General features: G+C 45.2%; 19 protein-coding genes and 1 tRNA gene. 9 read left to right on the top strand and 11 right to left on the bottom strand.

What is annotated here, in order from left to right; translation table 11 throughout:
• The first annotated feature begins 48 nt into the window (after positions 1-48).
• Positions 49-897: an ion transporter gene (locus ATB78_RS11700; protein WP_005439706.1), complete on the top strand. Its 849-nt coding sequence runs from the start codon at positions 49-51 to the stop codon at positions 895-897.
• Between the two features lie 237 nt (positions 898-1,134).
• Here ATB78_RS11700 and ATB78_RS11695 read toward each other — a convergent pair whose 3' ends face one another.
• Positions 1,135-1,662, bottom strand: a complete 528-nt coding sequence (locus ATB78_RS11695) for a type II secretion system protein (protein ID WP_054824460.1) — start codon at positions 1,660-1,662, stop codon at positions 1,135-1,137.
• Positions 1,663-1,788: 126 nt separating this feature from the next.
• On the bottom strand, positions 1,789-2,904 hold the full coding sequence (gene asd, locus ATB78_RS11690; protein WP_009707295.1) for an aspartate-semialdehyde dehydrogenase: 1,116 nt from the start codon (positions 2,902-2,904) through the stop codon (positions 1,789-1,791).
• A gap of 437 nt (positions 2,905-3,341) precedes the next feature.
• Between asd and nhaC the strand changes: the two genes are divergently transcribed.
• Positions 3,342-4,778: a Na+/H+ antiporter NhaC gene (gene nhaC, locus ATB78_RS11685; protein ID WP_005439709.1), complete on the top strand. Its 1,437-nt coding sequence runs from the start codon at positions 3,342-3,344 to the stop codon at positions 4,776-4,778.
• A 102-nt stretch (positions 4,779-4,880) separates the two neighbouring features.
• Here nhaC and ATB78_RS11680 read toward each other — a convergent pair whose 3' ends face one another.
• From ATB78_RS11680 to yejK, 3 genes are all read right to left on the bottom strand, one after another.
• On the bottom strand, positions 4,881-6,044 hold the full coding sequence (locus tag ATB78_RS11680; RefSeq protein WP_005439710.1) for a hypothetical protein: 1,164 nt from the start codon (positions 6,042-6,044) through the stop codon (positions 4,881-4,883).
• A gap of 112 nt (positions 6,045-6,156) precedes the next feature.
• Positions 6,157-7,512: an Hpt domain-containing protein gene (locus tag ATB78_RS11675; RefSeq protein WP_061008736.1), complete on the bottom strand. Its 1,356-nt coding sequence runs from the start codon at positions 7,510-7,512 to the stop codon at positions 6,157-6,159.
• 110 nt (positions 7,513-7,622) lie between these two features.
• Positions 7,623-8,621, bottom strand: coding sequence for a nucleoid-associated protein YejK (gene yejK, locus ATB78_RS11670; RefSeq protein WP_005432897.1), 999 nt, complete (start codon positions 8,619-8,621; stop codon positions 7,623-7,625).
• An 85-nt stretch (positions 8,622-8,706) separates the two neighbouring features.
• Here yejK and ATB78_RS11665 point away from each other — a divergent pair, with 85 nt between their 5' ends.
• The 3 genes from ATB78_RS11665 to ATB78_RS11655 all read left to right on the top strand — a co-directional run bounded on the left by ATB78_RS11665 (position 8,707) and on the right by ATB78_RS11655 (position 10,994).
• Positions 8,707-8,934 (top strand): YejL family protein, encoded by a 228-nt coding sequence (locus ATB78_RS11665; protein WP_009707299.1) that lies wholly within the window; start codon positions 8,707-8,709, stop codon positions 8,932-8,934.
• A gap of 22 nt (positions 8,935-8,956) precedes the next feature.
• Positions 8,957-10,765: a DUF3413 domain-containing protein gene (locus ATB78_RS11660; protein WP_005439714.1), complete on the top strand. Its 1,809-nt coding sequence runs from the start codon at positions 8,957-8,959 to the stop codon at positions 10,763-10,765.
• A gap of 138 nt (positions 10,766-10,903) precedes the next feature.
• Positions 10,904-10,994 (top strand) — tRNA-Ser (locus ATB78_RS11655).
• Positions 10,995-11,178: 184 nt separating this feature from the next.
• On the opposite strand, the gene ATB78_RS11650 is transcribed toward ATB78_RS11655, so the two are convergent.
• The 3 genes from ATB78_RS11650 to ATB78_RS11640 all read right to left on the bottom strand — a co-directional run bounded on the left by ATB78_RS11650 (position 11,179) and on the right by ATB78_RS11640 (position 14,803).
• Positions 11,179-12,174: a M48 family metallopeptidase gene (locus tag ATB78_RS11650; protein ID WP_061008735.1), complete on the bottom strand. Its 996-nt coding sequence runs from the start codon at positions 12,172-12,174 to the stop codon at positions 11,179-11,181.
• Complete coding sequence (locus ATB78_RS11645; protein WP_061008734.1) at positions 12,174-13,349, bottom strand: YjgN family protein; 1,176 nt, start codon at positions 13,347-13,349, stop codon at positions 12,174-12,176. The genes ATB78_RS11650 and ATB78_RS11645 overlap by 1 nt, the downstream gene beginning before the upstream one ends.
• Positions 13,350-13,882: 533 nt before the next feature.
• A complete protein-coding gene (locus ATB78_RS11640; protein ID WP_061008733.1) occupies positions 13,883-14,803 on the bottom strand; it encodes a histone deacetylase in 921 nt (306 codons plus the stop codon).
• Between the two features lie 282 nt (positions 14,804-15,085).
• Here ATB78_RS11640 and ATB78_RS11635 point away from each other — a divergent pair, with 282 nt between their 5' ends.
• Both ATB78_RS11635 and ATB78_RS11630 read left to right on the top strand, forming a co-directional pair.
• Entirely contained in the window at positions 15,086-15,775 is a 690-nt protein-coding gene (locus ATB78_RS11635; RefSeq protein ID WP_061008732.1) for an SDR family oxidoreductase, read from the top strand.
• Positions 15,776-15,925: 150 nt separating this feature from the next.
• Positions 15,926-16,132, top strand: a complete 207-nt coding sequence (locus tag ATB78_RS11630; RefSeq protein ID WP_009707305.1) for a hypothetical protein — start codon at positions 15,926-15,928, stop codon at positions 16,130-16,132.
• 62 nt (positions 16,133-16,194) lie between these two features.
• On the opposite strand, the gene ATB78_RS11625 is transcribed toward ATB78_RS11630, so the two are convergent.
• From ATB78_RS11625 to ATB78_RS11615, 3 genes are all read right to left on the bottom strand, one after another.
• A complete protein-coding gene (locus ATB78_RS11625; RefSeq protein ID WP_061008731.1) occupies positions 16,195-18,162 on the bottom strand; it encodes a DNA topoisomerase III in 1,968 nt (655 codons plus the stop codon).
• Between the two features lie 102 nt (positions 18,163-18,264).
• Positions 18,265-18,813, bottom strand: a complete 549-nt coding sequence (locus tag ATB78_RS11620) for an NAD(P)H nitroreductase (RefSeq protein WP_038896083.1) — start codon at positions 18,811-18,813, stop codon at positions 18,265-18,267.
• 172 nt (positions 18,814-18,985) lie between these two features.
• Positions 18,986-20,998 carry an NADPH-dependent 2,4-dienoyl-CoA reductase gene (locus ATB78_RS11615; protein ID WP_045480694.1) on the bottom strand — a complete coding sequence of 671 codons (2,013 nt, stop codon included), beginning with the start codon at positions 20,996-20,998 and terminating at the stop codon, positions 18,986-18,988.
• Between the two features lie 226 nt (positions 20,999-21,224).
• Here ATB78_RS11615 and sppA point away from each other — a divergent pair, with 226 nt between their 5' ends.
• Complete coding sequence (sppA, locus tag ATB78_RS11610) at positions 21,225-23,075, top strand: signal peptide peptidase SppA (RefSeq protein ID WP_009707309.1); 1,851 nt, start codon at positions 21,225-21,227, stop codon at positions 23,073-23,075.
• A 113-nt stretch (positions 23,076-23,188) separates the two neighbouring features.
• Positions 23,189-24,202, top strand: a complete 1,014-nt coding sequence (gene ansA / locus ATB78_RS11605) for an asparaginase (RefSeq protein ID WP_005439732.1) — start codon at positions 23,189-23,191, stop codon at positions 24,200-24,202.
• Positions 24,203-24,249 lie beyond the last annotated feature (47 nt).

The raw sequence follows: 24,249 nt of genomic DNA, 5'->3' as shown, positions 1-24,249 counted from the left end.
GGTATGATGTTGCAATCCGTTTCATTTTAACGCTGACAGTGCAACATCATGCCTCGCAAGTCTCTTAAGCATCATTTATACGTCATCATCTTCGGCACGCACACTCGTGCTGGGCGCATTTTCGATATCGCGCTGATTATTGCGATCATCACTTCTCTTGTGGTTCTCATCTTAGAGTCCTTACCATCTGTGATGACAGAATGGTCACGAGAACTGCGTTATATTGAATACACTTTTACTGCCCTATTCACAGTTGAGTACTTATTAAGACTTTACTGTTCTCCTAAACCTAAGTCTTACGCCACCAGCTTTTATGGTGTCGTCGATTTGTTGGCTATTTTGCCAACGTATCTGGCGATCTTCTTCCCTGGCGCATCGTTTATGGGTGTCGTGCGATTGCTGCGCGTCATGCGTATCTTCCGAATCCTAAAACTTGTACGCTACCTGCAAGATTCCAACATTTTGTTGCGCTCTCTGTTAATGGCGCGTCGTAAGATTCTTATCTTCTTTAGTACTGTAGGTATTCTGGTCACCATTTTTGGTGCGCTGATCTTCGTTATTGAAGGCCCACACAATGGCTTTACAAGTATTCCGAAAAGCATCTACTGGGCGATTGTGACGATCACTACCGTGGGCTACGGTGACATGGTGCCGCAAACACATCTCGGGAAAGCGATCGCGTCATTAACCATGTTGCTCGGTTATTCGATACTGGCGGTTCCCACTGGCATTATTACCGCAGAATTGAGTAATGAGATGAATGCTCATAAAGAGCTAGTAAAATGCCCGAACTGTAACCGCTCCGGCCATGATTCTGATGCGATGCACTGTAAGCATTGTGGTAGTGAGTTAGCGGATCCTGATAATCGCGTCGTGAGTGCAGACGAAGAAGATTAAAATCGGGAATCGGCGTTTTTTTGTATTTCTGGGGACAGATTCTGTCAACGCCCTTTAGAACGTAGTTTCTTTCACTTGCCTTCCAACGTAGCGCTTCCGGTTATTGGAGCGCTGCATTCTGAACGCCCTTGTATTCTAACTCCACGATCAAAAAAGCCGATGACTTCACATCGGCTTCTACATAACTTTTGGCCCTCAAGAAACAAACATTTCCTGTGGGTAAGGCCGATTCTCGACTTAACAACCGTCAGTGAACACTTCCACCTTGTATTCATCACCCGGCTCCATTGCCGCGGTGTACTTCACGTAGCATTGCGTATCTTCAATCGCTTTGTTGTACGCGCTTTCGTCATCAGGATCAGCGTCAATATATTCAGATCGAGTCACTATCCAAGTATCAGGATTGCTTACTGATCCATGGTTATGCGCACCCCATACCCACTCTTTTGTAAGATCGTGATATCCAGACTCGATATCTAGGAAGTTTTCCATCCCTTCCCTTTGAACAGCCGGATAACCATATTGGACAGAACCGTAACCTTCAACACTGTAAGACTCTTCATGTTCCATTCCTTCTACAGCAGTTTTGCCAAAAGCCATCTCTGCAGCATTATGAACGGAGCCACCTAGTCCCTTAATGACAGCTTCTCTAGCATCATGTTGAAGATTTAAAAACTTAGGTGCGGCAACAACGGCTAGAATGCCGAGAATTACGATGACAACCACTAACTCTATGAGAGTAAAACCTTTTGTATTCTGTTTCATTACCGCACTCCAATTGATTAAATTCGCGGCAACGTTATGCAACAAAAGTCAGCTTACTGTCATTGAAATATCAAAAAAGCGCCCAATTGGGCGCTTTCAAAATAGACATCTCAGAGTTGAGACAAATTAAGCCTTCTCAGCAAGAATGATGCGTAGAGTACGACGTAGTGGCTCTGCAGCACCCCAAAGAAGCTGATCACCGACAGTGAAAGCGTTTAGGAAGTCATCGCCCATTGCCATCTTACGTAGACGACCTACTGGAATAGAAAGCGTACCCGTTACTTTCGCTGGAGTGAGTTCTTGAGCCGTGATGTCACGATCGTTTGGAATCACTTTAACCCAATCGTTATGCGTTGCGATGATTTCTTCAATCTCATCCATTGGTACATTTTGCTTCAGCTTGATAGTCAATGCTTGAGAGTGACAACGCATCGCACCGATACGTACGCATGTACCATCGATTGGCACTGGTGCATCTTGGAAACCAAGGATCTTGTTCGCTTCTACACCCGCTTTCCACTCTTCTTTACTCTGACCGTTGTCGCGTTTAACGTCGATCCAAGGAATCAAAGAGCCAGCTAGCGGCACACCAAACTTATCTGTTGGGAATGAAGAGCTGCGCATTGTGTCGGCAACTTTCTTGTCAATGTCTAGAATAGAGCTTGCTGGGTTAGCCAATTCAGAGCTTACAGAATCGTTGATCACACCCATCTGAGAAATCAGCTCACGCATGTTTTGTGCACCTGCGCCAGACGCCGCTTGGTACGTCATTGCACTTGTCCACTCAACCAAACCTTTCTCGAACAGGCCACCAAGGCCCATGAGCATCAAGCTAACGGTACAGTTACCACCAACAAAGGTGTTAGTGCCGCCGTGAATGCCTTGTTGAATTTGCGCTAGGTTTACAGGATCTAGAGTGATGATGGAGTCTTCTGCCATACGAAGTGTCGAAGCCGCATCGATCCAGTAACCTTTCCAACCAGCTTGACGAAGTGCTGGATAAACTTTCTCTGTGTAACCGCCACCTTGACACGTAATCACTGCATCAAGTTGTTTTAAACTGTCAATATCGAACGCATCTTGAAGTAGACCAGCTTCTTTACCTAGGTTTGGAGCTGGGATACCTATTTGAGACGTGCTGTAGAAAACTGGCTCGATCAAATCGAAGTCTTTCTCTTCGACCATGCGCTGCATCAGAACTGAACCGACCATGCCGCGCCAACCAACTAAACCTACTCTCATCGCATTAACTCTCCATGTATATTTTTGAAACTTTCTCCATAGTTCAATTTTCGCCACAAAATCTCAAGCCCTAATTTGCAAATAAACACAACTTTTTTAACGTTTGCCGCGAATTTTTATAATCCCAGTTATTTTCTTCTCTTTTCTTATTGATTAACCATCTAATTCCGCCCAGAAAACTGTGAACGTCACGCGATAAGGTCTTACCACTCAGTAAGAAAACAACAATTGCAGCACATATTTTTTACATCACAAAACATTTCAAACTATTAAACTTAAAGTTTTTTAGTTATTAATTTCACAAGCAAACGTTTATGCGGACGAAAGTCAAGATAAAGCACCAAATGTTCGAAATATAATTTTTGTTAATGTATGTTAGGCGCGATTAAAACAGGGAGCGGCCTTCCTCTATTGCTCCATGAACGACAGAGGCACATATGAAGCAAGTTACAACACGTCTTCCTAGTCTGATACAGGTATTTATCTCACTAGGTTTGTTTCTTCTTTTGGCATTTTCATTTACTGCCAAACTAGACCTTCCAATTCAGCTCGCGCTGTACATTGGCTGGTTCATTATCATGCTATTGGGCTTAAGACTCGGCCATCAATACAAAGACCTAGAAAAAGCAGCACTAAACGGTATTTCTAATGGTTTGGGCGCAGTGCTTATTCTTCTTGCTGTAGGTGCCTTAGTAGGTACTTGGATCTCTGGTGGTATCGTACCAACCATCATCTACTACGGTCTGAAAGCCATTCACCCTTCTATCTTCTTACTGGCGACCATGATCATTTGTTCTCTGACTGCATTGGCAACAGGTACATCTTGGGGTGCAGCGGGTACAGCAGGTATTGCGATGATGGGGATCGGTCAAGGTCTTGGTGTTCCAGCGCCAATCACTGCGGGTGCGGTTCTATCGGGTTGTTACTTTGGTGACAAGATGTCTCCACTTTCAGATTCCGTGATCCTTGCTTCTTCTATGTCGAATGTAGAAGTGGTTGAGCACATCAAGGGCATGCTGCCTATCGCACTGATCAGCTACATCATCACAGGTATTATGTTTACCGCATTTGGCTTCCACTTCGCAGGTAAAGTGGATATGAGCCAAGTGGATTCTGTTATTCAGGCAATGGAACAACAATTTTTCATCACGCCTTATTCCTTTGTCCCAGTGATCATCGTATTGGCTCTATTGGCGATGCGCATGCCTTCTTTCCCTGTGATCAGCTTCGGTTCACTACTAGGTATTATCTGGGCAGTGATGATTCAGGATGTAGACTTCCTAACGGCATTTAATACCGCTTGGGCACCATTTGCGATTTCTTCAGGCGTGGATTTCATTGACTCGATTCTAAACCGTGGCGGCATGTCTTCTATGCTGGGCTCTGTTGCGGTGATCGTATTTGGCCTAGGTTTTGGCGGCCTACTAGATAAGGTTGGCGTACTAGAAACAATTGCAAAACTGTTCGAGCGACGTGTACAGAGCGCTGGCTCACTAGCAACCAGCACAATTGGTACCGCCTTCATGGGTAACGTATTCGGTTCTGCGATGTACGTATCACTGATTCTTACTCCTAAGATCTGTGCGAAGAACTACGACCGCCTTGGCTACAAACGCAAAAACCTATCTCGTAACGCAGAGTTTGGTGGCACGCTGACATCCGGTATGGTGCCGTGGAGCGATAATGGTATCTACATGGCAAGCATCTTGGGTGTGGCAACATTGTCGTACGCACCGTTCATGTGGCTGAGCTTCGTATGTATCATCGTGACCATCTTCACTTCTTACATGGGCTGGTTTGTTGATAAATGCGAGCCGACGGCTCCAGCAACAGAAGAACAAACAGAAGCTGAACTAAAGCAACAAACAGCTTAAGGCTTCAGCTTTCTATAGCTAGAAACCTTCCATAAATTAAAAAAGGACCGATGATTCGGTCCTTTTTTGTGTCTGCTATTTCGTGTTGTGACTTCTAAATGATTACGCCGATTTAGTGCTGGCTCTTACCGCAGAGCGCTTACCCAAGGCATAACCAAGTACAAGAGGAGCAAAGAAGATCACTAGGATAAACAGAATAAAGTAGATGATGGTGCTCTTTACAAGCTCAATCAATTTGTCCATCGCCAGATTCACCACCTCTTGTGATACGTGGTCTAGGTCCTGAGCAAACTTCTCACGCTCACTTGTGATGATTTGAGCGATCTCTTGGCGCTCTCTCGCCACCATCAATTCCAAAGCCTGACGCTCATCACTCAACTGAGACAAACGCTCTTCTGTTTTTTGGTCAATGTCTTCCACTAGAGGTTGCAATTGAACGGCCATCTGCTCTGCCAAGTTACGCATGTACTCAGGGTTGTTATCGATAAAATCCTTTAACGACTCAGAAGTCACCTTCAAGCTGTTTAGCGCTGCGTTGACTTGTTCAATACTTGCTGAGCTGTTGAGTGCCAGCAACTGCGCTTTCCAAGTCATGATCTTAGGTGTTTGTTCTGAGACCAAACTTAAACGGTCGGATACATCACCGATTGCTTCAGGCATTGTACCAAGCGTGGTAACGGCTTCTTCCTCGCTGATTTGGTTTGCTTGCAACCATGCTCGGTAAGCCGGCGTTCTGATCATGCTTAAGTCAGCAAAAGGATACTTCTCGACAAAGTCTGCCACGAATACTTGGGTCTTTTCGTACACGTCTTTCTTCAATAGCGATTTCGCTAGCTTATCGACTTCTTTTGCCAAATGTTCAGACACTTTTTTTGCTTCGCCAGTCGCAAATAGGTCTTTGCCCGCCCCTTCACTGTAGAACTGGTTCATCTGGTGAGTGAACACCCACGTATCAATCAACGCAGCCATTGGTGAAACTTGGTAAGCGGCAGCTTGAAGCCCCTCTTCCGCGTTGATTTTCCAAAGCAGAATATAGGATTGGTTTACCTTATCGCTCGGCTCATAGTTTTCTTGGAGCACATCGGCGGCTTGCTCGACTTGAGCAAAGAATTGCTGAGCATATTCACGCGTCATAATACGCATGTTCAGCTCTTGTTTGGTGAGCGGTACAGTTTGGCTGTCGATTTTCACCTCTAACAGAGAACACCCTGAAAGACTTAAAACCAAACAAGCCACCATCAATGAGGACAGTCGACGGATGGACATGAAATTACCTATGGTCAAAATGTGTAGAACAGGAACAGTGACGAACCAAGGCATCAGGTTCGCGAGCGTCCCTTAAATACCTTAATCTTTTCTATTTTAAGTCAGAGGAATATCAATCCGTTAGCACTTCTCGAATGTTTTCACTATTGAGAACTCTTTCAGCAAAAAGTGTCGTTTTCTGTAACGTATCTTCTAACTGATCCAATTTATCGTCTGAGACTTGCTCGCCTTGTTTGATTAAAGATTCGATATCCCCAGAGATATAGTGTAGAGGCATTGCACCTATACTGCCCGATACCCCTTTCAAACTGTGCGCAACACGTTGAGCATGCTCCTTATCCTTCCCTTCAGCAATAAGACCTTTGAGCTTTTCGCTGTCTTCAGCGTGATCTTGGATGAACACTTCCAATAACATGCGCACTGACTCTTCATCACCAGACAGTGAGTCGAGCATTTTCTCTATATCAATATAAGGCTCTTTGATTTCTGAATCTTCGCTCTCGGTCGCCATGTTTTGATAAGGAGGCGTTGCACCATCATCCTCTTTAGGACGAGGTCGTTCTGTTTGAACCACAGATTCAGACAGAACTACCTCATGTTTCGTTTCTGCCAAATGCACTTTTTCCAAAACAGGAGTAGATGGAACGACTGGCGTCTCTTCATTCTTATTTGGCGCTAACGACTCTTTCGTCACAAGCGCTGTTTTAGAGAATAGCGCCCAAGAGATTAGCGCAAGTAAGGAACCACTTACTAACGCAAGAAAAGTGATGTAAAACGTCAGTTTTTGCTCAAGGGTGCTAATCACTGAAGCGAGTTGATTTGGGAACTCGGGGTTGAGCAGTTGATTAGAGAGGTGGCTACCCTGCGCATGCGCGGCTAATACGCTTGAAGTTTGAGCTAATCGACGCTGAAATGAGGCTTGTTCTTTGGATTCAAGGTTTTGTGACTCAGTAAACAGAGAATCCAGCTCTTGGTATGTGTCAGCACTTGTTGCTGCGTCGCTGAACATGGCTTCCAGTACCAAAGCACCCAAACGGTAATACATGGTGCGAAGTTGCTCAGAATTGCTGGCAGACTCGCGACTGTTGTGTAACTGATCTGCGAGAGCAACTAGCTCGCTGTCGCTCCCAATAAAGGTTCTAGCACCTTCAAGAAAGCGGTCTGTGGAATAAAGCAGCTGAGTTAAATCCGGGGAACCCCACCCGGCAGAATGTTCGCTTTCAAGTTGTAAGCGAACAGCGTAAACAAGTTGGAGCTTAAGAGAGACTTGATCGACGTGTTGTGCACGATAAGGCAATTCGAAGTGGAAGATATTGCGCACCTCGTCCACTTTGCTGCTGAGTTCATCAATGGTCGAGATCGTGCGGATAGTTTGTTGCGCTTGCAGCCAAATACCCACGGCAAATGCACACCACACAGCAAACAAAAGCCAGACAGCTCTTCTAATTCCCTCTTTGAATTGCAGCAATGCTTTTCCCTCGACTATTTCTTATTAATAACAAGCATATACCATGAAACACGCGCTGACTGTGCGCACTTCACATAAAAAAAGAGAGCATAATGCTCTCTTATTATCAATTAGTTACGGCTTAACTGATCTTTTAGGTTTGGTGGCGTACCTTTGATCGTTAGCGTGTCTGTCTCTGGATCGTAGAAAATACGCTCGCCAAGTAACAAGCTATCAAAGCTGATATTCAAACCGCCACCAGCGCCAACGTACTTAGTTAGCTTGCGTACGGTAGAACGGTCACCAGGGAAAGATTCTTCCAACTCGTAGCCTTGCTCTTTGGTAAAGTCCATAAAGCTTGTGCCATCTTGGCTTGGTGGCAACTCACCAGACAGTTCAGAAATTTGTACTTCGTCGCCTGATTTGATTTGCTCGTTACAGTAGTTGTAAACCTGCTTTTTGTACTCGTTCGCTTCTTGCTTCTCAAGCTTAGAATCCGCACAAAAGTCTTCTACCGCTTGCATTAACACTTGGTTTTGCTGCTTAGTATCTAGACCAACATCCGCTTGTAGGAAATCGAGGAAAAAGTCTGCAACTTTGCGACCAACGCGACCTTTGATGTAAGAAAGGTAACGGTTTGACTCACGGTCTGTGTCGTAACTTGAAAGATCAATGCGCGCAGCAATGTCCATCTTAGTGATATCTAGGTAATCCGTCGCATCAATATCCAAGCCTTCAGTCACTTTTAGACTTTGGTTCATTGGCAAGATACCAATAAACAAATAGTCAGTTGCTAAGCTTTGGTACTCAGCAAAGACTAAGATACCCTCGTCAGCAAATGGGTACTTAATCAGCTCTTCTTTCAAGCGATTTGCACTAATTTGTGAGAAATCATAGAAATCTCTCTCCCCTTTGCGCATTTCTTGAAGCCAAAATTGAAATTCGCTGTCTGATTGGAAAGAGCCGAAACCTTTGCCTGCTTTCGAGTGGAATACGCGATGCAGTTCCGCGACAAGGTTTTCAGTAGAGGTATCGTTTTCTAACGACGCCGGGCGAAGTTTAACAACCAGTTCGTCCTGATCGTTTTTGCACAATTGATGCAGAATAACGTTTGAAAGATGAAGGCTCATAGTGATTTTATCTTGCTACAAGGTTTAAGTTGTTGGGCATTGTAGGTTATCATAAGCCGCTTTTACTATCATTATTAGAGTCTTTATGCCGATTACATCTAAATATACTGACGAACAAGTAGAGAAAATTCTTGCTGAAGTGGGTGCTGTACTTGATAAACACGCTGCCTCTCCTGAGTTGACGCTAATGATTGCGGGAAATATCGCAACCAATGTCTTAAATCAACAAGTTGCTGCTTCACAACGCAAAGTTATTGCTGAAAAATTTGCTCAGGCACTGATGTCTTCTCTTGAAGCGCCAAAAACACATTAATAACGGATAATAGAACAAGTACATGGTAGACAGCGGAAACTCATACGGCGAACGCGTATCTCGACTAGTAGGTTGGGGTCACTGGTTTGCATTCTTCAACATCGTTGCATCGATGTTGATAGGTACACGCTATATCGTTCAATCGCCTTGGCCAGAAACCCTGATGGGGCAATTTTATCTGGCTGCATCTTGGGTTGGTCATTTTGGCTTCCTTGTTTTCGCCCTGTACTTATTAGTTCTATTTCCGCTGACGTTTGTCCTGCCATCAAGGAAACTTTTCCGCTTGGTGGCAGTGATATTCGCAACGGTTGGTCAAACCGTTTTATTGATTGATACTCAAGCGTATCAATCCATTAATTTGCACCTGAACCCTGTGGTTTGGGAGCTGTTGTTTAGCGAAGACAAAAGCGCGATCAGCTCTGATCTCCAACACCTTTTTGTGGTGATGCCGCTTATTTTCCTGGTGCAACTTGCTCTTTCTGAGTGGGTTTGGCGCAAACAACGCAAACTTTCCCATAAACACGTTGGCCGTCCTTTAGCTGCCGTGTTCTTCTTAAGCTTTATGACCAGCCATTTGGTTTACATTTGGGCTGATGCTTACTTCTATAATCCGATTACTAGCCAACGCTCTAACTTCCCATTGTCATACCCGATGACGGCGAAGAGCTTTATGGAAAAACATGGCCTTCTTGACCGTGAAGAGTACCTAAAACGCTTAGCAGAGAACCAAGGCAACATCGATTTAGTCAGCTACCCGCTAGAGAAGCTTGAATTCAATCGTCGTGGTAACAAGTTAAACGTGCTGATGATCAGCGTGAATAACCTTCGTGCGGATGCACTTAACCAGAACGAAATGCCGAACTTGTACAAGTTTGCGCAAGACAATCAAAACTTTACGAATCATTACAGCTCAAGCAATGACACTTACGGTGCATTTGGCTTGTTCTATGGCTTGCCAAGCAGTTACGCAAGCAGCATCAAAGCGCAAGGCAGTGCGCCAGTATTACTAGACGTACTAAAAGATCAGGATTACAGCTTTGGTCTATTCAGCGGTAATGGTTTTGAAGATGACCTGTATTCAGAAGTTATCTTCCGAGGCTTGAATCTGGCTAATGAGCTAGATGGCACACAAGCTCATACCGACAAGCAGTCGATTGCAGCTTGGAATACATGGCTAACTGAACAAGCGAAAAAGCCTTGGTTTAGCTACATCGAAGTTACCACTGTCGACAACTTTGAATCTGAGCCGATGGCTGCTAACGAAGAGATCCCAGCCAGCGAACGATTTAAGAAAGCTTATGAGCAGTCAGTAAAATCCGCAGATAAAACCGTTGCAGAAATTATTGCTGATTTGGAAGCTAATGAGTTACTGGCGAACACCATTGTGGTTATTACTTCGAATCACGGCAGTGAGTTTAACGAAACCAATACCAACAGCTGGGGAGCAAACAGCAACTACAGCCGTTACCAACTCCAAGTACCTATGGTGATTCACTGGCCGGGAATGCTACCAGCCGAGTTTACGCACAGTACGAGCCACTTAGATTTGTCTGTAACGCTTTTACAAGACATGTTGGGTGTGTCTTCAAACCCCTACGATTACAGCAGTGGCCGTAACTTATTTGATGAGAGCCGTCGCCGCTGGATTCTAGCTGGTGACACGCGTGAAATCGCACTTATCACTAGCTCACAAACAACTGTTATAGACAAATTCGGTAACTATAAGCTCTATGACGACAATTATAAGCGTTTGAGAGAATCTACACCGAAGCTCCCAGTGCTAATGCAAGGGCTGACAGAACTTCAGCGCTTCTATTCAAAAAGCAATTAATTGAACAAAAGCTCTCCACTCGAAGAGCTTTTTCGTTTCTTTTCTCCACAAACAACACAAAATCGTGCAGTAAACATCCAAACGGTTCATTTTGGGGTTTACAAGATTTTCAAAGCCTTATATTATTCGCGTCAACACGGAGAGATGGCTGAGTGGTTGAAAGCACCGGTCTTGAAAACCGGCATACGTTAATAGCGTATCTAGGGTTCAAATCCCTATCTCTCCGCCACATTTAGAAATCTCGTTGAGAAATCAACGGGCTTTCGTCGTTTTAGCGCTTTGGAAATTACGGGATTTCTAAATCCCTAGTTGAACGCAACCCCGAACTAGGCGTCCCCGCACTCAGCCAAGTTTAGAGAAAGCCCGCTAAGCAATTAGTGAGCTCTCTTCGTTAAGGTATTGGAATGAAAGAGTTAGTTTCCTTTCGCTGCCTCAATCCTTTTATCGAGATCTGGATGAGTACTCAACCACTCAGGCAACTCGTCATAACCTTGGTTACGGAACAACTCAAACATTTCAGCCATCGGCTTTGTGTCGCCATAAACCTTGAGCATCGCCTCTCTTGCGAATGCATCGGCTTGTATTTCGGCTTCTCTGGAGTAACCACTGGACAACACAAACACACTTGCGCCGACAAGATTGTCCACGATGCCAGAGCTTTCACCAGTTAACAGGGCGACACCAACAGAAAGGACACTCGAATACACCAACCTCTTTAGCATGTGGCGATGATGAATATGACCGAGCTCGTGAAGAATAATACTGTCCAACTGTTGCTGATTTTTAGACAACGCAACTAATTCATCGAGCAGCACAATCTTTCCACCAGGTAAGGCAAACGCATTCGCTCCTAGCTCAGAAGATCGGAAAACAATCTCTACTTGATAAGGCAACGCCTCTAACTGCGCTAAGTGCTGCTCTACCCTGCTTCGAATGGCTTCTTGTTCGGCTTTACTCAGCTCGCTCGCTTCCCAACGGGAATCCAAGCTTTCGAGTACCTTTTCGCCAAGTACAACTGAGACACTGTCAGGAATCGCGTATGCGACTTTGTCGCTCACCCAAGGTAACGCGTAATAATATCCCCCGAGCACAACCGCAATACATGCCATCGCAGACACGACCCAAGCAAGCCAGTTCGATTCAATTTTATCAACAAAGCTCGACCTTTTATTTGCCTCCAACCACCGAGACACTTCTTCAGTACGCTCGGTAACGAAAACCCAACCATTGGGCAGCTTAAATCTGACGGGTAAATTGCCGACTGGAGCAGTAATGTCCGCGTGCTGCTGATCACAGCTAAAAATATTGTCAGCAACAACCAAACTCAGCGAGTTAGCTTGAGCGACATCCAATCTGGCTTGATGTCGCTCAGAACTTTTTGGTGGAAACGCGGTTCCTTCAAACTGCATTAACCGATTCCAACACCGAGATCGAAGGCTTGTGCAACTTCATCAGAAATCGCTGATTTCACTTTTGAATCTTGGTCTGCAGCTTTCAGTTGGCTCATGTCTCCAACGACGATCGTCTTGTCAGCAACATAGCGAGAAGTACGAACCATTACCCATGGTCTCGCAATACTCAAAGTCACAACTTGTAATAGGAAGTTTGAGATAATCAGCCACATATAGCCATCAACTGTATAGGTAGACTTAAACGTAAAGTTGTTTTCTTCTTGCCCTTCTTTTTCTAGCTTCATTTGAGAGAACAAGTAGTTTCGAGTTCTTGTTGCTGTGTATGCTGTCAAGCCGATGGTTAAGCCAATCATGCCAAGGTACATGACAACCATTGTAATGACAGGGCTAGATTCATTCAGTGAAGCCAAGTCGCCCGTTGCTGCTTCCATTAGCCCTGAGCTCCCAACCATCACAATGACCGCTACAATCGCAATCGCGATAGCTGTGCTAAGACCGATTGCTACGGCTTTCAGATAGGTTTTTACAAAGAAACTGGTTTCAAGTTCGCCACTAAACTGCCAATCACCATAACGGTAGCCATTAACAAAGTAGCGTTGAACGCCAACCACAACCCAACCATAAAGTGCAGCCATAACGACGACTGAGCAAAGCCCTAAAATAACCGACGCAGCTTGTGAAACGCTTGCAACCGCCACACAGATACCAATGAAAACCATGACTGCCAGCGCAGCACCAAAGCCTCGGCCAAGTATGGTGATGTATGCATCTTTCAGTGACGAATTAAAAGAGAAGTGAACATTGCGGTAACTCGTCATTGCAGAATCAAATCGTGCGTTGCTCCATAACAGCCATGGCAGAGCGACATAAAACAGAAGTAAGAGCACAAGCGCCAGCTGGGGAATGAATGAGTTTGCGATACCCCATACCAATACAATCGCCAGCGCAACTAAACGCCCCTTTAAGATTTGCATTGGCTCGGCATGATACTCAAAGTTATCACCGTCGATGTACGTGTTACCGTAGAAGTAGCGCTTTGTTCTTACTTTGGCCCAAGCAGAGTAAATTCCAAGCGTAACGATAGAAAGTAGAACATTGACAATCCAGATGCCAAAAAACTCTCCCCCTCGCCCTTTAAAAGAGATGGTATTGGAAATGCGTTGATGGTTCATATACAGTCCGAATAGTTTATTTAATTTTATGAATTTAAAGGCGTTATCCTATCTCATTCATAAATTGATAAACTTGACTGCCATAAGCAAACTAAACATCAATTATTTATAAAATACATATTAATTATGAATTCAAATTCACCGAAAAAATAATTTAATGGTCATTTCCGCGCAAATGAAAGCATCTAAAGTGATAGAAACCACCCACTCAGTGAATTTAATCGACAATAGCTCATTATCACTAAAAAACTCAAAAGCTTGAGACGTCACCTTACCAATCAAAAGGTTAGTTGCTGATTACATTTTTTATCAGGCGAATTGTAAGGTGTTTATAACTATCTAAATACCGCGAAGCCCCCTAATATTCGCCTCGGCATAAAGCAGGAGCATCTTCTTTCTGCATTAGCTAAATCCATCCATTTGTTGTTTTAGACAACGTCAAAGGCTAGGAAAATAAAATTGGGAAAGGATTCCCAGCCCTAAATGTTCATTCGAGAACTGAGTCCATTACCTCGATTTTCAACATTCTAGATTCAGTCTTTAAAAACGAATTCGGCAGCATTCAACAGCTGCATATGAATAGGCACCAAATCCGCGTGTTCACTTCGATAACCACCACCAACGACAGCCGCAACAGGAATACCTCTGTCTTTCATCAACTGCATTAAGAAACGGTCTCGCTCAAATATGCCCTCCGTCGACACGTTGAAGTAACCCAGTTCGTCGTCGACATGAATATCCACACCAGCGTCATATATCACCATGTCGGGACGATGCAAGTTAATCGCCATCTCGACGACCTCTTTAAACGTCATCAAATACGTTTCATCATTGGTATCACGACTCAAAGGGACGTCAAGATCAGAGTCTGGCTTTCTCGCCGGGAAGTTTTTATCGCAATGGAAAGACAAGGTGACAATGTCGGGTTCACTTTCACAAATCGTCGCTGTGCCATCGCCATGGTGGACATCACTATCGATGATCATCACTTTATCGACGTGTTCATTATCAAGCATGTGCTTAGCAGCAATCGCCAGATCGTTGAATAGACAAAAACCACTGCCAAAGTTTTTGTGCGCATGATGATAACCACCGCTTAGGTGAATCGCGACGCCATGTTCTAATGCCTTTTCTGCGGTCAGTACTGTTCCGGCGGTGGATGTCAGTGTCCGTGTTATCAACGCCTCACTCCAAGGAAACCCAATTCGACGCATTTTGGCCGCAGGCATAGCTCCCGTCACCAACAAGTCAACATACTCCCCATCATGCACGCGTTTAATATCATCCGTACTTAGAGGGCTTGGTTGGAAGAATTCAATTTGCCCTCCCCAATCTTCACTCGCGAGTTTCTCCATCACAGCTTGATAAAGATAGCGATATTTCATGATCGGATAACGGTGACCATTTGGTAGATCGAGTTGCGAGTAAATAGGGTGATAAATCAGTGGCAGCATGAGACATTCTTTTCATAAAACGTTGTGAAATAGTACCAACTCCCAGAGTTGATTAAAAAGAAATTTAATTGATAATGATTTTCAATATCAATTAAATTTCTACCTGTTATGAATAAAACCTTATATACGATACTCGGCGCTTTCTTTGGTTCTTTCTGCGCGATGTCTCTGTTCATGTCGATGATGTTAGGTGCATGGTGGTTAGTTGATTTTATCGCCCTTAGCTAACACAATGGTTCTGTTTCCACTTAACCCCATTGAATCAGACAGATAGGTGTACTCATGAGTCAGACAGTCTTTATTACTGGTGCGAATCGCGGTATCGGTTTGAGTTTAACCGAGCTCTATTTGCAACAAGGCGCTCAAGTTCACGCGACAAGCCGTAACCTAGCAGACAGTAAAGAACTACACGCATTAGCATCGCGTTATAACACCTTGGTGCTACATGAATTGGACGTGACGGATTACCAAGGAGTCGCCCAACTCACAAGCGAACTCCCAGCAATCGATCTACTGATCAACAATGCTGGTTACTACGGGCCTAAAGGCTATGGTTTTGGTAACACCGACATCGAAGAATGGCGACAAGTTTTCGAGATAAATACCATCGCTCCTTTGAAGCTAGTGGAAAGCTTTTATCCGCTGCTACAACAAGGCAAAACGAAGAAAATTGCGTGTATCTCCTCTAAAGTTGGCAGCATGACGGAAAACACCTCTGGTGGTGGTTACATCTATCGCTCTTCCAAAGCAGCGCTCAACTCTATTGTTAAAAGTTTAAGTAATGACCTAACCGATGAGGGCTTCACAGTCTTGGCACTTCATCCGGGCTGGGTACGTACTGAAATGGGTGGGCCTAATGCCCTTATCGACACCCAAACGTCTGCTGATGGTTTAGCAAAAGTGATTGAGCAAAGCACGCAAGAAAATTCGGGGCAGTTTATTAACTATGATGGCACCGAACTTCCTTGGTAATAGTCAACTATCAATAAGTTAATGTCAGGCGACGAAAGGTTCCTGGTTTCGTCGCCCATTCTCCACTTCTCCAGTCTCATTACTTAACTTGAATTTCACCGTTTCCTATCCAGACTTAGTGAGGTATTAACCCCACTAAGGAGAGTAACCATGGCAGCAGATAAAGATCTGGTGAATTTCAGTGAAGATCATGAGCTCAATTACTGCTTAAGAAGTGCAGGTAAACGTCAAACTCAAGCGAATCGCGATACGCTGATCGACTTAGGACGACAAGTAAAACAGGATTTAGGTAAACGAGTATTAACTCAAGATGACGTCAGAGGCGCAATCGACAAGAACGATAACTTGTTCGACTAGCCATGACCTTAATATAAGAAAGCGGCACTGGATGGTGCCGCTTGATTGTAAGTAAACATGAGTTATTTAGAGGATTTACGTTTGGTGGTCGTCGTTTTTGATGCACCAGATTTGTTGTAACTGCGCTTCTTACGCTTGAATGCTGGTCGCTCTACTTTAGGAAGATGACGCAGAGATTCCGGAATCGGACCTGATTTCACCTCGCCCATCAGCCCGTCTATGCGTTGTTCTAACGCTTGCATGAAAGGTTGATATGCTTGGTTTCTTTCTGCCATTCCTTGTAATTGGTGTTCCCAATGCGCAGTCATATCCGGGTACGTCGAGTCCATTGGCAAAGCGTGGATCAAGCCACGTCCTGCTGGTGAGCTCAAAATCGATTTCCCCTGACGAGTCAGCAATTGGCGTTTGAATAAAGTATCAAGAATGCCTGCCCTCGTCGCTTCAGTGCCCAGACCATCGGTTTCACGTAATATCTTTTTTAGTTCTTTATCTGCCACATAACGAGCGATGCCCGTCATGGCTTGAAGCAATGTTGCCTCAGTAAAATGCTTTGGCGGCTCTGTTTTACGATCTTTGATTTCACCCTCACGGCAAGTCAGCACGGTGCCCTCTGCAAGTGGCGGCACAGCATCGATACCATCGTCTTCTTTGTCCGTTTTCCCCATCAACGCTTTCCAGCCCGGAGAAATAAGTTGGCGACCTTTAGCGATAAACGTACCACCAGCAATATCAAAGACGAGCTTCGCTTCCGCGTAAACTGCAGCTGGATAGAATTGCATTAAATATTGACGTGCAATGAGCTGATACACCTTCATCTCATTACCAGACAACGCATTCACATTCGCTTGTTTTGGTGTTGGAATGATTGCGTGGTGAGCATCGACTTTTTTGTCGTTCCACGCTTTAGACTTAATCGATAAGTCCGCACCTTGCACCGCGCTTTGTAGCTCTTTGGCATTGTTGGCAATAGCGGAAGTGACAGAACCCGCTTGTGAATAATGCTCCATCGGTAAGTAACGACAATCAGAACGTGGGTATGTGATCAGTTTGTGCTTCTCATACAACGCCTGACAAGTATCCAAAACCTGTTGGGCACTCATGCCATAGCGTTTGGCAGCATCAATCTGCAAGGCTGATAATGAATAAGGAAGTGGCGCAAACTGCTTAGTTTGCTTTTGCTCGGATTCCGTGACTTTCGCAGGCTGGTTAGCAATGCGATTCGCCACATTCTCGACGAGCTTTCGGTTAAGAACTCGACCTTCTTCATCTTGCCAAGGTTTGCATGCCTCGCTTGGCTTCCAACGAGCGCGAATATCAAACGAACCATTTTGATCTTGATAAGGGATCAATGCATGCAGAGTGAAATAGTCTTTAGGTACAAAGTTTTCGATTTCTTCGTCGCGACGTACCACCAAACCAAGTACAGGAGTTTGGACTCGCCCGACCGATAATACGCCTTGGTAGCCTGCTTTTTGGCCCAGCAAAGTATAGGCGCGAGACATGTTCATTCCGTAAAGCCAATCAGCACGAGAACGCGCCAAAGCTGAAACAGAAAGAGGAATGAAATCGCGATTGCTACGCATCGAGCTCAATGCACGCTTGACCGCGGGTAAGTTCAAGTCTGAAATGAGAAGTCGTTGTGTCGCTTCTTTCTTTGTTTTGGAGAGCTTGCAGTAGTCCAACACCTCGTCCACCAACAATTGACCCTCTCGATCCGGGTCGCCTGCATGGATAACTTCTGTCGCATCTTTAAGGAGTTTACGTATTACCGTGAGCTGTTTACTGGCACTTTTTCTCGGTCTTAGCTGCCATTGCTGAGGAATAATCGGCAAGTCAGCTATATTCCATTTTTTATAGCGTTCATCGTAGGCATCAGGCTCAACTTGCTCTAACAAGTGACCAATACACCAAGTAACGACGTCACCATTACCACAACGGATAAAGCCTTGACCTTTCTTTTGAGGGTTTGGTAATGCAGCCGCAATCGCGCGACCTAGACTTGGTTTTTCAGCAATAAACAGACGAGACATAAGGTTTTGGACATCATAATAATTAGGGCCACATTATCTAATGTAGCCCTAACAAATCAAGGAAAACTGTACAGATGAACAGTTATTGCGTCACTTTCTAGCTTACTGAAACTCAACAAACTGAGACAGGTCACGCTCTGGCACTTTCATTGGAGTGCAACCTGGTGTGCCAAGATATAAGAATCCAACTATTTGATCTTCGCCTTCAAGGCCAAAAGCTTGATGCACTTCAGGATGGAACATCCACTTACCTGAACGCCAGAAACCTTGGAAACCTTGTGCTACCGCTGCCATTTGCATCGCTTGTGCCGCGCAGCCTGCTGACAGGTATTGCTCGAATGCAGGGACTTTTTCATGTTCCGTCACCTTCGCAATCACCGTGATGACCATTGGCGCACGAAACGGAGCATTTTTTACTTTTTCAACCACCGCTTCTTCACTGTTTTCCGCTTCAGCGGCTCTAACAAGAATGTCCGACAGTTTCTTTAAACCATCGCCTTGAGCAATCACAAAACGCCAAGGGGTTAAACCCGCGTGGTCAGGCGCGCGCAGACCTGCACGTATAATATTCTCCAACGCTTTACCTTCTGGCGCAGGCTCAGACAACTTGGCAATAGAACGACGGTTGAGCAAAAGATCGAGAGCTTCCATGAGCAAGTCCTTATTTGATTGAATTATTATTTTTTACGCAGCTCACTTTAGCATAATCCAAACTTTCGAATAACAACCTGTTTTCTAGGGATTTAGAACAAAAAAAGCTGCGCACTTGGCGCAGCGATAAAAGGTTAAGAACGAATGAAAAAACTATTTTTGAGGTTACGTTTTAGAGTTTCACAGCAAGTTTGACACCTTGACGAATGGCACGCACCGCATCAAGTTCACCCGCATGATCTGCGCCACCAATAATGTGTAGCTTCTCTCCCAGCTCATGCCATTTGTCTTCAAATGGACGAACGGACTCTTGCCCTGCACAAATCACCACTTTATCCGCTTCTAGCAGTTCCTCTTTGCCATTTACATGAATGTGTAATCCAGCATCATCAATCTTGTCGTACGACACCCCACCGTAAAGGTGAACACCACGTTTCTCTAGCGTACGTTTATGAATCCAACCCGTGGTTTTGCCCGGCCCTTTACCAACACGCCCTTTACGACGTTGAAGCACCCATACTTCTTTATCGCTCACTGCGTCAGGGTAAGGATACAAACCGCCCGGTTGAGACATTTCTTTATCAATGCCCCACTCATGCAGCCAGTCGTCTAATGTTTGACCTACCGGCTCGGTGATCATGGTCGCTACGTCAACACCGATACCACCAGCCCCAACAATCGCAACTTTCTCACCAACAGGCGTTTTATCTCGAATCAGTGTTTGGTAGTCGATCACTTTCTCTGGGTTATCGATACCATCAATTTTTACCTTGCGAGGTTCAACACCCGATGCCATGACAACTTCATCGTATTCGGTCAGCAAGTCGTAATTGGCTTCTGTCTCTAGGTGAAGATTCACACCCGTCTCTTCAATGCGGTTCGCAAAGTAACGGATGGTTTCGCGAAACTCTTCTTTGCCCGGGATCTGCATCGCTAAACGGAACTGACCACCAATGCGATCGTTCTTCTCAAACAGATCCACTTTGTGCCCACGTTCTGCCAGCGTCGTCGCACAAGCCAAACCAGCAGGACCGGCTCCTACTACCGCAATGTTCTTCTTCTTGAATGCCTCTTCAACAACAATCTCCGTCTCGTAACACGCTAGCGGGTTAACTAAACAACTCGCTCTTTTGCCTTTGAATACATTGTCCAAGCATGCTTGGTTACAGCCAATACACGTGTTGATCAGTTGAGATTTTTCCTGCTCTGCTTTGGCAACAAAGTAAGGGTCAGCGAGGAATGGACGCGCCATCGAAACCATATCGGCATGGCCAGAAGAAAGAATTCGCTCGGCTTCATCTGGGGTATTGATACGGTTACAAGTAATGATTGGCACTGAGACGTGAGGTTTGACTTTTTCTGTCACCCAAGTGAATGCGCCACGAGGAACCTGAGTTGCAATAGTTGGAATGCGCGCTTCGTGCCAGCCGATACCAGTGTTGATAATGGTAACACCAGACTCTTCCAGCGCTTTTGCCAGTTCAATCACATCTTCAAACGTACTGCCCTGCTCGACCAGATCGAGCATGGAAAGACGGAAGATGATAATGAATTTTTCACCGACCGCTTTACGCACCGCTTTAACGATTTCAACCGGGAAGCGCATACGTTTTTTATAACTGCCACCCCAGTCGTCGTAACGCATGTTGGTACGTTTACATAAGAATTGGTTAATCAAATAACCTTCAGAGCCCATCAGCTCGACACCATCATAGCCCGCTAGCTGAGCCAGCTCGGCACTATTAGCGAACGCTTCGATGGTCTTTTTGATTTGACGCTCGCTCATCTCGCTTGGTGCAAATTTAGCGATAGGCGCTTTCATACCAGACGCACTCTGCGCGAATGGGTGCATCGCGTAGCGTCCTGCATGTAGAATTTGTAGGGCTATTTTGCCGCCGTGTTTGTGCACCGCTTCAGTCACAACCTTATGTGCTTTGGCATGTTTTGGCTTACTGAATTCTGCACTCAAAGGATGTAATCGGCCACGTAGGTTTGGAGAGAAACCGCCCGTCACGATTAGACCTACACCGCCTTTGGCACGTTCTTCATAAAACGCCGCAAGCTTTTGTAGTCCTTCTTTGTGCTCTTCTAGACCAGTGTGCATTGATCCCATCAGGACGCGGTTTCGTAGCTGTGTAAAACCTAAGTCCAATGGCTTTAACAAATTTGGGTACATGGCAGACATCACTAAACATCCATTTTTATTGTTGTGGTCTGACCACAGTACGCCGCAAAAACCAAAAAATCAAACAAGCGTTTACATTTTTGCAACACAAGTCAATCTCACGTTAAAGTATGCCAATTGTTGAATTGCCGTGATAAGCTAAAAAAATTGTTATCTTTTGAGATCTTAGAGATAAGAACCCATACTTTGTAAGATTAGGGAATGACTATCTCGTTATGGAGACAAGATGAAAAAACTCTTCAAATTTATTGGTCTGATATTCAAGGGGATATGGAAAGCCATCACCTTTGTCAGACTCGCGCTGATGAATCTGATCTTCTTAGTGATGATTGCCGTCTTCTACTTTGCCTTTACATACACTGGTGAAGGTCAGCCTACCGTCGATAAAGAATCGGCACTTGTGATGAACCTATCTGGTCCTATCGTAGAACAGCGACGTTATGTCAATCCTATGGATTCGGTAGCTGGCTCAATTCTGGGTAACGAAATCCCGAAAGAGAACGTACTGTTCGACATCGTAGATACTATTCGTTATGCGAAAGATGACCCGAAAGTGTCGGGGTTGGTATTAGCTCTTCGCGATATGCCAGAAACTAACCTGACGAAACTTCGTTACATCGCAAAAGCACTGAATGAGTTCAAAACCTCCGGCAAGCCAGTATACGCGGTCGGTGATTTCTACAACCAAAGCCAGTACTACCTTGCAAGTTACGCAGATAAAGTCTTCCTAGCACCAGACGGCGGCGTATTGATTAAGGGCTACAGCTCTTACTCTATGTACTACAAAACCTTGTTAGAGAAGTTAGACGTATCGACTCACGTATTCCGAGTAGGTACTTACAAATCAGCAATTGAGCCATTCATTCGTGACGACATGTCGGATGCAGCAAAAGAGTCAGCAACGCGCTGGATCACTCAACTTTGGAGTGCGTTCGTTGATGACGTCGCAACCAACCGCAAAATCGACGCCAAAGTGTTAAATCCAACTATGGATGAATTGCTTGCAGAGATGAAGTCTGTAGATGGTGACCTAGCACAGCTGGCCGTAAAAATGGGCTTAGTCGACGAACTGGCTACTCGCCAAGACGTACGTAAGCTGTTTGCGAAAGAGTTTGGTAGCGATGGTAAAGACAGCTACAACGCGATTGGTTACTACGACTACCTAGCGACCATGCGTCCTAATCTCGCACCGTCAGAGAACGACATTGCAGTAGTCGTCGCAAGCGGCACAATCATGGATGGGCAACAACCACGCGGCACTGTGGGCGGCGACACGGTAGCAAGCCTACTTCGTCAAGCGCGCAATGACGACAAAGTGAAAGCGGTTGTACTTCGTGTTGATAGCCCTGGTGGTAGCGCGTTTGCCTCTGAAGTCATTCGCAATGAAGTAGAAGCACTGAAAGAAGCAGGTAAACCTGTCGTGGTTTCAATGTCGAGTCTTGCAGCATCTGGTGGTTACTGGATCTCTATGAGTGCAGATAAGATCGTTGCTCAACCAACGACTCTGACAGGTTCAATTGGTATCTTCAGCGTAATCACGACTTTCGAGAAAGGTTTCAACAAACTTGGCATCAGCACTGACGGTGTTGGCACATCTCCATTCTCTGGTGACGGCATCACGACGGGCCTCTCTACTGGCGCTTCTGAGGCGTTCCAATTGGGTATTGAGCACGGCTACAAACGCTTTATTTCTCTGGTTGGTTCAAACCGAGATATGTCATTAGACGAAGTCGATAAAGTGGCACAAGGTCGCGTTTGGACAGGCCAAGATGCACTGTCGTTCGGTTTAGTCGACCAAATGGGTGACTTCGATGATGCCGTGAAACTTGCTGCAAAACTTGCTGAAGTTGAAAACTACGAAATCTACTGGGTTGAAGAGCCTCTCTCACCGACTGAGCAATTCATTCAAGAATTCATGAATCAGGTGAAAGTCTCTTTAGGCATCGATGCAACAAGCTTTCTTCCAAAGAGCCTTCAGCCAGTCGCGCAACAGTTTGAACAAGACGCTAGCATGATGCAAAGCTTCAACGATCCAAAAGGTCAGTACGCCTTCTGTTTAAACTGCGAAGTGCAATAGCTTTCCCAGCTTAGCCAAAAAGGGGCATCTCTGTGCGAGATGCCCCTTTTTATTAGATGTCATTTCGCTATAATCCCCGCCACTGTTCCCCCTACATGAAATAAAGTAGAACGATGACTAGAAAACACATCTACATCGCTTACACCGGTGGCACCATCGGTATGCAAAAATCGGATCACGGCTACGTGCCTGTGGCTGGCTTTATGGAAAAACAACTAGCCAGTATGCCCGAGTTCCACCGCCCAGAAATGCCGGAATACACCATTCATGAGTACGAGCCTCTGATCGACTCATCTGATATGACACCGGCAGACTGGCAGCAAATCGCAGATGACATCCGTGATAACTACGAGAAATACGATGGCTTTGTGATTCTGCATGGTACTGACACCATGGCATACACAGCTTCTGCTTTGTCTTTCATGTTGGAAAACCTAGGTAAGCCAGTAATCGTAACAGGCTCACAAATTCCTCTAGCAGAGCTGCGCTCAGACGGCCAAGCAAACCTGCTGAATGCACTGCATATTGCAGCAAACTACCCTATCAACGAAGTGACGTTGTTCTTCAACAATCAGTTGATGCGCGGTAACCGCAGCACTAAGTCTCATGCAGATGGTTTTAATGCCTTTACTTCACCAAACCTTCCACCACTATTGGAAGCGGGTATCAACATCCAAATCAGCAACAACATTGCTGTCGGTGAGCAACCAGAAGGTGAGTTCAAAGTACATAACATCACACCTCAACCTATCGGTGTGATCACCATGTATCCGGGCATTTCGCACGAAGTTATTCGCAATACACTTCGTCAGCCAGTTAACGCAATGATTCTACTGACGTTTGGCGTGGGTAATGCCCCTCAAAATCCAGAGCTACTTGGTCACCTAAAAGAAGCGTCTGAGCGTGGCGTTATCGTCGTGAACCTAACTCAGTGTTTGGCTGGTAAAGTTAATATGGGTGGTTACGCAACAGGCTGTGCTCTGGCTGATTCCGGCGTGATCAGCGGTTTTGATATGACACCAGAAGCGGCACTAGCAAAACTTCACTACCTTTTGAGCCAAGATTTGTCTTACGAAGAAATTAAGCAAAAGATGCAAGAAGTGTTGCGTGGCGAAATGAGCCTGTAAACGGTTATCTTCAACATCCGAATACGAAAAAGCCCAATTTACACAAT

This window comes from Vibrio sp. CUB2 (assembly GCF_001557945.1).
GTDB lineage: Bacteria > Pseudomonadota > Gammaproteobacteria > Enterobacterales > Vibrionaceae > Vibrio > Vibrio owensii.
Note: the sequence above shows the minus strand (reverse complement) of the source record. Positions and strands in the feature narration are given on the sequence as shown.